The 13,901-nt window shown below is 40.7% G+C and carries 13 protein-coding genes; 9 read left to right on the top strand and 4 right to left on the bottom strand.

The features are described 5' to 3' along the window. The first annotated feature begins 116 nt into the window (after nt 1-116). The 5 genes from dapA (at nt 117) to H5126_RS12070 (ending at nt 5,502) form a co-directional block, all read left to right on the top strand. Nucleotides 117-1,001, top strand: a complete 885-nt coding sequence (dapA, locus tag H5126_RS12090; RefSeq protein ID WP_182720172.1) for a 4-hydroxy-tetrahydrodipicolinate synthase — start codon at nt 117-119, stop codon at nt 999-1,001. Nucleotides 1,002-1,016: 15 nt separating this feature from the next. Further along, nucleotides 1,017-1,757, top strand: coding sequence for a 2,3,4,5-tetrahydropyridine-2,6-dicarboxylate N-succinyltransferase (locus H5126_RS12085; protein ID WP_007376223.1), 741 nt, complete (start codon nt 1,017-1,019; stop codon nt 1,755-1,757). After that, the gene (locus H5126_RS12080; RefSeq protein ID WP_182671864.1) at nt 1,757-2,962 is read left to right on the top strand and encodes a PLP-dependent decarboxylase; all 1,206 of its coding nucleotides are present in this window, start codon (nt 1,757-1,759) and stop codon (nt 2,960-2,962) included. Before H5126_RS12085 ends, H5126_RS12080 begins: the two co-directional genes overlap by 1 nt. A gap of 5 nt (nt 2,963-2,967) precedes the next feature. Continuing rightward, nucleotides 2,968-4,089, top strand: coding sequence for a succinylglutamate desuccinylase/aspartoacylase family protein (locus H5126_RS12075; RefSeq protein WP_182720171.1), 1,122 nt, complete (start codon nt 2,968-2,970; stop codon nt 4,087-4,089). Between the two features lie 378 nt (nt 4,090-4,467). Next, on the top strand, nt 4,468-5,502 hold the full coding sequence (locus tag H5126_RS12070) for a phospholipase A (RefSeq protein ID WP_002958796.1): 1,035 nt from the start codon (nt 4,468-4,470) through the stop codon (nt 5,500-5,502). A gap of 71 nt (nt 5,503-5,573) precedes the next feature. Here the strand turns inward: H5126_RS12070 and H5126_RS12065 are convergent, their stop codons facing one another. After that, nucleotides 5,574-6,467, bottom strand: coding sequence for a bifunctional GNAT family N-acetyltransferase/hotdog fold thioesterase (locus H5126_RS12065; protein ID WP_002961136.1), 894 nt, complete (start codon nt 6,465-6,467; stop codon nt 5,574-5,576). Nucleotides 6,468-6,713: 246 nt separating this feature from the next. Between H5126_RS12065 and H5126_RS12060 the strand changes: the two genes are divergently transcribed. Beyond that, nucleotides 6,714-7,421 carry a spermidine synthase gene (locus H5126_RS12060; RefSeq protein WP_182674050.1) on the top strand — a complete coding sequence of 236 codons (708 nt, stop codon included), beginning with the start codon at nt 6,714-6,716 and terminating at the stop codon, nt 7,419-7,421. On the opposite strand, the gene dtd is transcribed toward H5126_RS12060, so the two are convergent. Together dtd and H5126_RS12050 are read right to left on the bottom strand one after the other, a co-directional pair. Further along, nucleotides 7,418-7,855, bottom strand: coding sequence for a D-aminoacyl-tRNA deacylase (gene dtd, locus H5126_RS12055; protein ID WP_002961132.1), 438 nt, complete (start codon nt 7,853-7,855; stop codon nt 7,418-7,420). The genes H5126_RS12060 and dtd overlap by 4 nt on opposite strands. Then, nucleotides 7,856-8,761, bottom strand: coding sequence for a virulence factor BrkB family protein (locus tag H5126_RS12050; protein WP_002961130.1), 906 nt, complete (start codon nt 8,759-8,761; stop codon nt 7,856-7,858). Between the two features lie 87 nt (nt 8,762-8,848). Here H5126_RS12050 and H5126_RS12045 point away from each other — a divergent pair, with 87 nt between their 5' ends. The 3 genes from H5126_RS12045 to H5126_RS12035 all read left to right on the top strand — a co-directional run bounded on the left by H5126_RS12045 (nt 8,849) and on the right by H5126_RS12035 (nt 11,455). Further along, nucleotides 8,849-9,505: a DUF2959 domain-containing protein gene (locus H5126_RS12045; RefSeq protein WP_149594446.1), complete on the top strand. Its 657-nt coding sequence runs from the start codon at nt 8,849-8,851 to the stop codon at nt 9,503-9,505. Nucleotides 9,506-9,579: 74 nt separating this feature from the next. Next, nucleotides 9,580-10,659 carry an MBL fold metallo-hydrolase gene (locus H5126_RS12040; RefSeq protein WP_182721495.1) on the top strand — a complete coding sequence of 360 codons (1,080 nt, stop codon included), beginning with the start codon at nt 9,580-9,582 and terminating at the stop codon, nt 10,657-10,659. 67 nt (nt 10,660-10,726) lie between these two features. Beyond that, nucleotides 10,727-11,455, top strand: coding sequence for a CBM9 family sugar-binding protein (locus H5126_RS12035; RefSeq protein ID WP_182671860.1), 729 nt, complete (start codon nt 10,727-10,729; stop codon nt 11,453-11,455). 349 nt (nt 11,456-11,804) lie between these two features. Here the strand turns inward: H5126_RS12035 and typA are convergent, their stop codons facing one another. Continuing rightward, entirely contained in the window at nt 11,805-13,628 is a 1,824-nt protein-coding gene (typA, locus tag H5126_RS12030) for a translational GTPase TypA (RefSeq protein ID WP_182721102.1), read from the bottom strand. Nucleotides 13,629-13,901: the final 273 nt, after the last annotated feature.

Below are 13,901 nucleotides of genomic sequence, written 5' to 3'. Positions count from 1 at the left end.
CGGCTCCTTCCATAAAGCTTTTTAACTCTTCGAATAATACCAATTGCATTAAATTAGTTATCGCTAAAATGATCACGTTTTTAATAAAATTGGTACAAATTATAAGTTCGTGAGAGATGATCAACAACTTCAATTTAAACGACTACTCACTGTGGACCGCGCTCGTTACGCCATTTGATCAACACGGCAATGTTGACTACAACACGTTAACTAAGCTGGTTAGCGATCAAGAAGCGGCACATAACGGTATTTTGCTACTTGGCAGTACGGGCGAAGGTTTAGCACTAACGCTAAAAGAGCAAAAAGCCATTGTTGAACACGTATGCCAGCTAAAACCAACAGTACCACTCATGGTTGCTGTGGGCGGTAGTAACTTAAAGCAACAAATTGAGTGGGTTAACTACTGTAATACACTACCAATTCATAGCTTTTTACTTGGCTCACCGCTTTATGCAAAGCCTGGTGCTATAGGTCAAACTCATTGGTTTGAAAGCCTACTAAATGCAAGCGCTCACCCATGTATGCTTTATAACGTACCGGGTCGAAGTGCTGTTAGCATCCCAGTGGCAACAATTCAAAACTTACAAAAAAATAAAAATTTATGGGCGTTAAAAGAAGCGAGCGGCAGTATTGCTCAGTTTGAAGCTTACCGCCAAGCGGCGCCTAATTTAGCTATTTTTAGTGGCGACGATGCGCTAATGCCTTATTTTGCTCAAGCTGGCGCAAAAGGTTTGGTGTCGGTAGCTGCAAACGCATGGCCTGAACAAACTCACGAGTTTGTTAAGCGCAGTTTAAGTGGTCAACACCCTAATTTATTTGCCCAGTGGTCAAGCGCTATTAATAGCCTATTTGCTGTCGCAAACCCTATTCCCGTAAAGGTACTGATGCATTTGCAAGGCCGCTTAAGCAGCCCGCAACTTCGTCCACCTTTAACACACCTTGAGTTAACTCATACCGATTGCATCACAACTGCAAACAACACCATTTTATCTTGGCATTAAATACAGGTTTTTATAATGAGCTGGTTAGAACTATTAAATAATTTAGAATCGGGCGCAGTACGCGCAGCATCGCAAAACGAAAGCGGCCAATGGCAGGCTAACGTAGAAGTAAAGCAAGGCATTTTGGATGCCTTCAAAAATGGCACTAATACTGAGTTTGCAGGTGGTTTTGTTGATAAACATAACTTAGCTCCACAAGAATTTAGTACTGATGATGGCGTACGTATGGTGCCGGGTGGCTCTAGTGTTCGCCGTGGTGCTTATGTTGCTAAAGGCACGATTATTATGCCACCAGCGTATGTAAACATTGGTGCATATATCGACGAAGGCACAATGGTAGATAGCCACGCATTAGTTGGCTCGTGTGCACAAGTAGGTAAAAACGTACATTTAAGTGCTGCAGTTCAGCTTGGTGGTGTACTTGAGCCTATTGGTGCAAGCCCAGTAGTTGTAGAAGACGACGCATTTATTGGCGCTGGCTGTATTATTGTTGAAGGTGTAGTTATTAAAAAAGGTGCAGTACTTGCCCCTGGCGTGCGTTTATCAGCAACTATTCCGGTATACGACTGCGTAAACGAGCGCCAACTAGATAAAGGCGAGCCAATCCCTGAGTACGCTATTGTAATACCAGGCTCTCGCCCTGCGTCAAACGAGTGGGCGCGCGAGCAAGGCCTAAGCATGTCGTGTGCGTTAATAGTTAAATACCGCGACGAAAAAAGCGATGCATCATTATTACTTGAAGAGGTTTTACGATAATGAGCTTTTTGAGCACGCCTATCAAAACCGCTGTAAATACAATTACACAACAACTTGATACACCTTTTTTTGTTTACGATTTAGATCAACTAAACGCGCATCTTGCACGTTTAGTTGCGCAAACCGATGTAAAACTGTGGTACGCGGTAAAAGCAAATCCACTGTCTAAAATTATTCAAAGCTTAGACAGTGCTGGCTTTAATTTTGACGTAGCAAGTAAAGGTGAGCTTGAGCAAGTACTAGCACAAGGTATTAGCTCGCAGCGCGTGCTCAACACAGGGCCTGCAAAAAGCCCTAAACAAATAAAACACTTTATTGAGCGCGGCGTGCGTATATTCGTAGCAGAAAGCCTCAATCAAGTACGTTGGTTAAACCAACAAGCACAACTACAAAACACGCAGTTACAAGTATTACTGCGTGTACAATTACGCTGGCCTGAAGGTGAAAAAAACCCACTGGGCGGCGACAGCCTTACGCCGTTTGGTTTGGGTTGTAATGAATGGCAAGCACTCAATGTAGCTGACTACCCTGCACTTAAGTTCGACGGCCTGCATATTTTTCAGTGGGGCAACATGCTTAGCACGCAAAAACTAAGCGACTTGTGGTCACAAATGATTGCACCTCTTAGCCAACTTGCCAGCGATTTAAATATTAGCCTTAAGATTTTAGATTTAGGTGGCGGTTTAGGTATTCCTTATACACAAAACGAAGCAACACTTGATTGGGATGACTTAATTGCTGCGCTCGCTAAAATTAAAAATGATGCGGGTGTAGAAGAGCTATGGATGGAACTTGGTCGCTATGCCGTGGGCGAATGCGGTCATTACGCAAACCCAGTAGTAGAGCGCAAACAAAACTATAATCAACAGCAAGTAATTTTAAGCGGCGGTATAAATCACTTATTACGCCCTGCTGTTACCAGCCAAGACTTTCCTGCTGCATTACTGCGTGAATCCAGTGCTAAAACTCAAGCGGTCACTTTATACGGCCCACTTTGTACAGCGCTTGATTGCTTGGGTGAACATAACTTACCAAGCGATTTAAATGAGCACGACTGGCTAGTGTTTAGCCAATGCGGTGCTTACGGCTTTACCGAAAGTATGCCGTATTTTTTATGCCATGAGCTAGCTGCTGAGTACACCTTGCAAAACGGTACACTTACCTGTGTTCGCCAAGCCGAAAATGCCAGCCATTATTTAAGGTAACAAGTATGAGTAATACAACACACATTAGCCAAGAGAACATTGTAGTAGGGGAAGTTGCAAACGGCTTACCGCTTACAATTCCTGTGTATCGTTTAAAAGGTGATGGCACAGGGCCAAGTGTTTACATTCAGGCCAATATGCATGGCGCTGAAGTGCAAGGTAACGCAGTTATTTTTCAGCTGCTTGAGCAATTAAAACACCTTAAACTTAGTGGCGATATTACCCTTGTACCTTATGCAAATCCGATTGGCTGTAATCAAAAATCTGGCGAGTTTACCCTTGGCAGGTTCGATCCGATTACGGGCACTAATTGGAATCGCATGTATCACTACAATAAAAATTTAGTGGCACAGTTTGCACAAAATCATACTCAGTATGACGACGCTACATTAAAAAGTAACTTCAAACAGGCACTTATTGACGAAGTAGACAGCAAACTTAACGGCCCTGCTTATTTACTCAATACGGGTAAACGCATTGCGCTTAACTTACAAAAGCTCGCTCATCAAGCTGATATAGTACTCGATTTACACACAGGCCCTATTTCAAGCAAGCATCTGTACTGCCCAACCTATGCAACCGACAGCGCACGTTACTTTAATATTGAACATGTATTGCTTATTCCTAGTGATTTTGACGGCGCTATGGATGAAGCTAACTTTTGCCCATGGTGGCATTTAAGTGATGCGCTTAGCGGACAAGGCCGCGAATTATCAATACCTGTAGAAGCATTTACTGTAGAGCTAGGCAGCCAAGAAAAAATAGACTTAAAAGAAGCATTAAACGATGCAAACAGCATTTTAAGTTACTTAAATCACAAAGGCGTATTACAAAACGCACCGCATACGCCAGCTAATATGACCCGTTATGCATGTAATTTAGATGACTACTTTGCCTATTACGCCCCTATTGGCGGCATGGTTGAATACTTAGCCCCACTTGGCGGGCACATTAAAGCTGGTGAGCCTATTGCCAATATTTTACGCATGGAGCGCTACTTAAGTGAGCAACCATTGCAAACACTTACTCTTGATTGCGATGCAATTGCTATTTTGCACTTTGCCTCAGCGAGTGTTAATCAAGGTACCGAGCTTTATAAGTTTTTTACTAACATATTTGAGCTTTAGCTCACCCTTCTCATTGCGTGAGAGTAATACCAATTGCATTAAATTAGTGATCTATTATAGCGATAAGGAAATAGCTTAATAACAAGGCTAAAATTATGGTACATAGTTGTTCTATATAAATAATTTTTAACGTAGTTAGTGAGCTATTTAATACGCTAGAATGATCATGTTTTTAATAAAATTGGTATAAATTAACTAAAATAGTTAATTTGCATTAGAAAAGCGGCTTAGGCCGCTTTTCTTTTGATCTATACTTACTTTGTATACGTATAGACCTTGTTATAAATACAAATTCAGTAAAAGTTCACCGTTACATATGTAAAAAGACGTTATAATTAAATTAACGCATACAACAACCCAAACTCACAAGGAATTACAATGAGCTGGCGCCACTGGATAACTCTTTCTGCTTTAATTAGTACCGCTACCTTCGCACAAGAAGAAGTTGCTACAAACGAGCAAGATAACGACATCGAGCTTGTAAAACAGTGTATTTTAAATGAGGTAATTGGCGGAGATGGTAAACAGACATTAGACGATCTTCGTAAAAAGTGTTCAGCTCTTGAAGAAAATAAACAACTTACCGCGCTTGATAAACGCCAAGCCCGTGAAGAAGTAGGTAAAAAAAATAGAAATGTAATTACGCCACATAAGCGTAACTATATTTTACCGCTTTCGTACGTATCACACCCAAACGATCGCCCTTTTGATGGTTTTGATGCACTAACAGATGATAACGACGGCGAACCGCTCGACAACCTAGAAGCCAAATATCAGCTATCGATAAAAGTGCCTCTTTACGATGATTTTTCGGATAAAGACCAAGCCATATTTTTTGGCTTTACACTGCAATCATATTGGCAAATTTATAACTCAGAAATTTCGTCTCCATTTCGTGAGACCAACTACGAACCAGAAATATTTTGGATAAATTACCTCGACCCAGAAAACGTATTATGGGGCGACGAAATGGCAATCGCATTAGGTATTTCGCATCAATCAAATGGTCGAAGCCAACCAAACTCACGTTCGTGGAACCGTATTTACGCAGACTTCATTTGGGAAAACAGAGGCTTTGTTTTTAGCTTTAAACCTTGGTACCGAATAGCTGAGGACGAAAAAGAAGATATTTTAGAAGCCAATGGCGACGACAACCCAGACATATACAAATACATGGGTTACTTCGAATTTAGCGGCGCGTATCGTTTTCATGACCATGAATTTAGCTTTATGACGCGTAACAATTTAAATTCAGATAATCGTGGTGCAATTCAACTCGACTGGTCGTTTCCTTTATGGGGTCGCGTTCGTGGTTATGCACAATACTTTAACGGTTATGGCGAAAGCTTAATTGATTACAATGCGGATGTAGAACGTATTGGTGTCGGTATATTATTAACCGATTTGCTGTAATACTCCCTAAGTTTTACGCACAAAAAAGCCAAGCATTGCTTGGCTTTTTTGTGTTTTGAACAGCTAAACAGTTATTTTTTTACTACAAACTGCCCTTCAAATTCTGCAACCACGTTATCACCATCGTAAATAGTTACTGGCACTACGTAACTTGCTTTACCGTCGGTTTCTAAATCGCTTAACTTGCCCTTACAGGTTTGTATATCAACACAACCACGTGGGTCGGTAGTAAGCGGTTTTAAGTACTTAATGTTAGCATCGGCTAATACAATATTACCTTCAAGCCCAGCTTCTTTAAGTGCTAAGTACGTAGCGCCCCAACCTGTTAGCGTGGCCAAGCTATAAATAGAACCTGCAAACATAGTGTTATGTAGGTTTAAGTTAGCGTCTAGGTCGGCGCTGGTTGTAAATTGCCAATCGGTATAGCTTTCTACCTTAATCCCCATCGCGTCACTAATTGGAATAGACTCACGCCACGTATTTTGTAGTACTTGCGTCCAATTAGGGTGACGAAACCAACCTGGCTCAGACGGTTTTTGCTTTACCATTTTAAAGTGTTGTACATCGCCATAAGCTAAGTGCGCTTTTTCTTTTAATTCGTAACCGTGGCGTTTATAAAATTCAAGCGCTCGTTCGCGTGCAAACAATACAAGCTCACCTGCGTTTTGAACCCATGCAATTTTTTCAAGCTCGTGCAGTAAGCGACTACCAATATGCTGGTTACGATTACCCTCTGCAACCGCCATATAGCGCACTTGTGCTTGCTCATGATTGTTAAAGTGCAAACGTGCTACACCTAGCACTTCGCCTTCTTTATTTTTTATAAAGCGGTGCTCAGAGTCTTGTTCCATATCGTCTTGTTCAGAGCCACGTGGCTCGCCCCAAGGCGCGCGTAATACCTGCCAACGCAACTGGTAATACGCTTGCCAATCTTCGCTACTTTGTGGGGTGCTTACCTGAAACATACATACTCCTGTTGTTATATAAGCCGTAAATAAAAGTCAAAAAAGGCTACGGCGCTATACTAATAGTATTGATTATCTACCAAACTAAAAAGCTTAAATAATTAAGTCCGTTGGTATTATTGATGGCAAATACCATACTCCATCTTAAAAAAACTGCAAATACGACTTTGGTGATGGCTGTAAAATAACGTAAAAAATAATGGCAAAGGCCATTGCGCTTTAACGTTGCTAGTTTATGCTGAGAATATGATGGAAAAAATCAATTATATAAATTCACTGACGGGTTTGCTGGGCGATCAATTTATTGAAAATAGCCACAGCATTGGTCAGTTAATCTATTGGCATAAATGCAGTGGCGATCACATTCAAGTACGTGAGCACGAGCAGTTACGCTGGTTACTGATTAACGACACTCTTCAATCTGTTATTGATTTAAATAACCCGGATTTATTACTTTTTCCACACTTATTATGCCTAGGTAAGCATTGGCAGGCGCTTAAGCCGCCACAAAGAGTGTTAGAACTCGGCCTCGGCGGCGGAGCAATTCGTAATTATTTACAACACAAATACCCTAAAGCACAAATAACATCGGTTGAAAAAAACGCCGATATTATTGATTGCTATACCCAATTTTTTTCGTCAAATAAGAATGAGCAATTGCTGTGCGCCGATGCGCAACAGATTTTAAAAAGTGCGCAAAATATTGATTGGATTATTTTAGATTTGTTTAGCCAAATAGATGCACCTCGATTTTTATTTGAAGAGGCATTTTATAAAAAAATTTACTCGGCTTTAAATAACAACGGTGTGCTATTTATTAACTTTTTATCGCAGCATGAGTCGCAATTAAAACAACTTCAACAGCTATTACTCGATGTATTTGGTTGTAACATTAGCCCGCAGAAAATTACGGGCTATGTAAATCATATTGTCGTGGTTACTAAAAAAGTTTAAACAGATAAGTTAAACGTCACGGGCCCATCGTTACACAAGCTTACTTGCATATCGGCACCAAACTCACCGGTGGCTATTGTAAGTCCCAACTCTTTAGCTTGAGCAACAAAGTACTCGTAAAGCTCATTAGCTTGGCTTGGCGTTGCCGCAGATGAAAAGCTAGGGCGCATACCCTTTTTAGTATCAGCCGCTAGCGTAAATTGCGAAACCACCAGTAACTCACCTTTAATATCTTTAAGGCTTAAGTTCATTTTGTCGTTTTCGTCAGTAAAAATACGATAATTACTTACCTTGTGTAAAAGCTTATCGGCCGTTTGCGTATCGTCGTGCTTTTCAACGCCCAGCAACAACAATATACCTTGGCTAATTTCGCCTACCACGTGGTTGTTAATTTCTACTTTGGCATGCTTTACGCGTTGTATTAAACCTTGCATTTAAACTGTGTCCTTTACTGCTGGTTCATCATCTTCTAGTTCAAGTTCTGGTGTTTCTGGAATATCATTTGGGCTAATACATGCTGTAAATTCAGCGCCAAGCAAAACAACTACCCACGATAAATACACCCATACAAACAAAATAGGAATGGTTGCTACTGCCCCGTAAATAACTTCGTACGAAGGAAAATGGCTAATATAAAGTGCAAACCCTTTTTTAGTCAGCTCAAATAAAAGTGCCGCAAAAAAAGCGCCAGGTATTGCTGCTCTGAAAGATACACGCGTATTAGGCACTAAGGTGTAGAGCATAATAAAGCCCACCATCGAAATCCCATACGGCAATAACTTTAACAAAAACCCGCTAAACCCAGGAATACCCTGATCAGCAAACGATACCAAAGATACAATATAAGAGGTAACCCCAATACTCGCTCCGAGTAATACAGGCCCTAAGCTCAAAACCATCCAATACACAGCAAATGAGATCATCATCGGGCGTTTTTTCTTAATTCGCCAAATTCGATTTAGTGTGGCATCTACATTACGTATTAACAGCAAGGCTATTGCAGCTAAAAAGCCAATACCTACCGCCGTCATTTGATTAGCGTTACCGGCAAAGGAGCTAATGTGCTCTCTAATAACATCGGTAGAGGTAGGGACAAAGTTGGTAAACAAAAAGCTCTCAATTTCCATGCGAGTAGATTCAAAGCCCGGAAAAGCTGAAAATATAGCAACACCCACCGCAATTAATGGCACTAACGAAAGAAGGGTTACGTAAGCAAGGTAACCTGCATTAACCGTTATTTGATCGTCTATACACCGATTAAAATACTGCATCCACCAACCAGGCTGCTGGCGTATAAAGGACTTAACTTGCTGTTTGTAATGTGAGAGCTTATCATTCATACAATTGACTTGTGCTTATTTAGTTTTGATTATAATAACAATCAGCGCCATAATTTACAGCACTAACGCTCGTAAACAGGAATTCAAATGAAAAAACAAACATTACTCAGTGTTTCAATGCTTGTAGTAACACTTACTTTAACTGGCTGCCAATCAGCTTATTATTCTGCGATGGAAAAAGTGGGTGTTCACAAACGCGATATTCTTATTGACCGCGTAGAAGAAACCAAAGACTCTCAGCAAGAGTCACAAGAAGAATTTAAATCGGCACTAGAGCGCTTAACGACTCTAATCGATTTTAATGGTGGCGAACTACAAGACACTTATAATCAGTTAAACGACGATTACGAGTCGAGCTTAAATGCCGCTAACGAAGTGTCAACTAACATCAATAAAGTAGAAGACGTGGCAGAAGCCCTGTTTGATGAGTGGGGCGATGAGCTAGAGCAATACAAAAGCGCGTCACTTAAGCGTGAAAGCAGCAAAAAGCTAACCGCGACTAAGCGTCAATTTGATCAGCTATTACGCTCAATGCGCAGCGCAGAGAGTAAAATGGAGCCAGTATTAACCTCGCTTCATGATAACGTTTTATACTTAAAGCATAACTTAAATGCACAAGCGGTATCGGCTATTAAAGGTGAATTCACTAACCTTAAGCGCGATATTCAATTGTTGATGAACGACATGAACAAATCGATTGCCGATTCAAATAAATTTATTGAGCAAATGAATAGCGCTGGCTAATCATTTGTTACTTTAACAAGCCTGCTTAATTGCAGGCTTTTTTATGTTAAAGGGAATACTAAAAGGGATTTACAATGAAACGCTTTTTAATCGCAGCAATGCTCTTATGTATATTAACGGCCTGCGGTGCACCTAATAATATTAATCGTATTACCAGCTCTGACTCAGTTGTTGTTATTAATGATAAGAACGGCCGTTATAAAAATTTATACACAGGTGAAAAAACATATCCCACTACCTGTACTGAAAACTGCTACCCAGCTCACCCAGACTTACTATGCAAAACCGGCAGCGAAAACTGCCAGTACCAAGGTCTGCAAACTAAACCACAACTTAGCACTGGCTATACCGTACGCTGGCTTGGTCACGCTAGTTTTGTTATTAACACTCCAAATGGTCAATGTGTGCTGTTTGATCCGGTAAAAAATCAGTTTGATTCTCCAGTCGCACTTGGCTTTAAACTCGGCGGTGGTATTTATCGTAAAGCAGGCGCTTGGCCTAGTGAGCAAGAACTCGAAAATATTGATGCGGTAATGTATTCGCATATTCATTACGATCATTTTAATAAAGCCGACATACAAAGTATTGGCAATAAACCTCGCTATTTAACACCACTCGGGATGGCCGATAACTTCCCTGCCGGCGGTTTTAACATTACCGAAATGCCGTGGTACTCAACAACCAACATTGACGACTTAGTTATTAGCGCCGTGCCAGCTCATCATTTTAGCGCTCGCGTATTAGTGCCCTTTATTTACGAAGATCACGATAAAGACCTATGGAATGGCTGGTTACTTGAACAAAACGGTAGCACTTTATTTTTTGCAGGCGATACAGGCTACTCAAAACATTTTAAAGACATACAGCAAAAATACGGCGATATCGATATTTGCTTAATGCCAATCGCTTCTTACTACAGTAAAGACGATCCTAACTGGTACCGTTACGTGCACACCACACCTGAAGACGCGCTCAACGCAGCACAAGAGCTTAATTGTAAAGTAATGATACCGTGGGGATACGGTAACTCAAGTTGGAAAATGGGCGACCACAGCAGTCATTCAGCCTTACTTCGCTTATTGCATATGTACAATAAAATGGATTCAAAAGTACCGCTGTATATTTTAAACGAAGGCGAAAGTATTTCACTGTAACTATTTACTTAGCTGTTTTAAGATTGTTATTACATTAAGACAAATCGACAATAAAATTGAGAGATTAATGAAGAAATTAGCACTCGCCTTAAGCTTTTTATTAAGCACGCCAGCAATGGCTATTGATGTTGAACATACATCAACTCCAATTACTATTGATGGCGTATCAGAAAGCGCATGGGATAAAGCCGCTTGGCACGACATGCCTTATCTAATGGATGGCACACTGCCATCAAACGATGCCGACTTTAAAGGGCGTTATCGCTTATTGTGGGATCAAAACTATTTATACCTACAAGCCGATATTGTGGATGACGTTTTAATAGATACACACGCTGATCCAACCTATAAATATTGGGATGACGATGCGCTTGAAGTATTTATTGATAGCGATGCATCGGGCGGTAATCATCAATTTAATCACACCGCTTTGGCGTACCATATTGGCCTTGATAACCAAGCTGCCGATTACGGACCTGATAAAAAAGCTCATTTGTATACTGACCACCTAGTTAGTAACTGGAAGCGCAACACCACCGCGCCCTTTAACATTACCTGGGAAGTAGCAATAAAACTCTACCCTAATGATTATAAAGAAGGGGCTAAAAACACGCCACTTACACTTAGCGAAAAGCAAATAATCGGGTTTATGTTAGCGTATTGCGATAACGATGGCAGTGACGTGCGCGAGCACTTTATGGGCTCACATGAAGTACAACCAGTAAATGGCGACAGAAATCGTGGTTTTATAGATGCCGACGTATTTGGCAAAATAACCTTACTTCCTAAAAAGTAAGTTACTACCAATAAAATAATTGAACATGTATGTTGGGTTGAGCGAAGCGAGACCCAACATACACAGATACTTTGCATTATCGGCTGTTTCAGCTTTCTCTTTCTCTTCTCATTCCCTTCTCCTTGTGCAAAAGATCTTTAAGTAAATTATTCACAAAGAGGTTAAGAGACGCTGCGCTTTTAGAGGTAAATATATTATGGAAATTTCATCTCAAAACAGTAGTCATATAATTTTGAACTAAATACTTTCAACTGACGACTATAGCTAACAGCTCTTATTTTCATCCACAAAAAAGCCGCTGTATTTTGCAATACAGCGGCTTTTAAAATCATTATTCTAAATTAATAGATTATGACTTAGGTGCACGACCCGCACGTTTACGTTCGTTTTCTGTAAGGTGTTTCTTACGGATACGAATGTTTAGTGGAGTAACTTCAACTAGCTCGTCATCATCGATGAACTCAAGCGCTTGCTCAAGTGAGTAGTTAAGGTGCGGAGAAAGCGTTTGCGCTTCATCAGTACCAGATGCACGTACGTTAGTTAACTGCTTGCCTTTAAGGGCGTTAACTGTAAGGTCGTTATCACGGTTATGAATACCGATAACCATACCTTCGTATACTTCAACACCGTGACCGATGAATAAACGGCCGCGCTCTTGTAAGTTGAATAATGCGTTAGTAAGTGCTTTACCAGTTGCGTTTGCAATCATTACGCCGTTCTTACGAACACCGATAGCGCCACCTTTATGAGGACCATAATGATCGAACGTATGGTACATAAGACCAGAACCCGAAGTAAGCGTCATGAAATCAGTTTGGAAACCAATTAAACCACGGCTTGGGATCATGAAGTCTAAACGCATACGGCCTTTGCCATCTGGAGTCATGTTAGTAAGTTCACCTTTACGTAGGCCAACTTGTTCCATAACAGAACCTTGATGCTCTTCTTGACAGTCAATAGTCACTGTTTCAAACGGTTCTTCTAGAACGCCATCTACAGTACGTAAGATAACTTCTGGACGAGAAACTGAAAGCTCGTAACCTTCACGACGCATGTTTTCGATTAAGATACCTAGGTGTAATTCACCACGACCAGAAACACGGAAGCTATCTGGGCTTGCAGTATCTTCAACGCGAAGTGCTACGTTGTGTACTAATTCTTTGTCTAAACGCTCACGGATATTACGTGACGTTACAAACTTACCTTCTTTACCACAGAAAGGTGAGTTATTTACAGAGAATGTCATTGTTACAGTTGGCTCATCAACACTTAGTGGTGGTAATGCTTCAACGTTTCCTGGGAAACAAACTGTGTCAGAAATCTTAAGCTCACCAATACCAGTTACAGTTACGATGTTACCAGCGTAAGCTCTATCAGTGTCGATACGCTCAAGACCTAGGTAGCTTTGTACTGCACCAATTTTACCATTACGTGTAGTGCCATCAGCACTGATAATAGTAACTTGTTGGTTAGGAGCAACAGAACCACGTTTAATACGACCAATACCAACTACACCAACATAAGAGTTGTAATCTAGTTGAGAAATTTGCATTTGGAAGTCACCTTCAGGATCTGCATCCGGTGGTGATACTTCTTCAACGATCATCTTGAACATAGGTTCCATGTTGTCTGATGGTTCGTCTAAATCTAGTGTTGCCCAACCGTTGATTGCTGAAGCGTAGATTACTTTAAAGTCTAACTGTTCGTCAGTCGCGCCAAGGTTGTCGAATAAATCAAAGATTTGATCCATAACCCAATCTGGACGAGCGCCTGGCTTATCAATTTTATTGATAACGACGATTGGCTTTAAGCCTTGCGCGAATGCTTTTTGCGTAACGAAACGCGTTTGCGGCATTGGACCTTCTTGAGCATCAACAAGTAATAATACTGAGTCAGCCATCGAAAGTACGCGTTCAACTTCACCACCGAAATCGGCGTGTCCCGGGGTATCTACGATATTGATATGGTAGTCATTCCAAGAAATGGCTGTGTTTTTAGCCAAAATGGTAATACCACGTTCTTTCTCAATGTCGTTTGAGTCCATCACGCGCTCTTCGTTACCGCCGCGTGTTTCTAATGTACCTGATTGCTCAAGTAGTTTGTCAACCAGTGTTGTTTTACCATGGTCAACGTGCGCGATAATCGCTATATTTCTTAACTGTTCGATGCTCATATATTTACTCAGAGAAATTAAATTCTCATTGATCCTGCAAGATCTACGCACTCATCCACGCTTTCGCGAGATGTCCCAGCATAGGATTTAAAAGGGCGCATATTATCCCTCATTAATGACATGGATGAAAGTTTATCCAATATAAATTTCAAAACTTTCTCAATACTTTTACTAAGTATCTGTTTTATATATGACAATTATATGAATTAAATTTCAAATTTTTTTTGAAAAACAGCCTTTTTGGCTATTTTGCTGATCTTTTTGGTACTCTTT

The sequence above is a fragment of the Pseudoalteromonas sp. SG45-3 genome, assembly GCF_014164075.1.
GTDB lineage: Bacteria > Pseudomonadota > Gammaproteobacteria > Enterobacterales > Alteromonadaceae > Pseudoalteromonas > Pseudoalteromonas distincta.
Note: the sequence above shows the minus strand (reverse complement) of the source record. Positions and strands in the feature narration are given on the sequence as shown.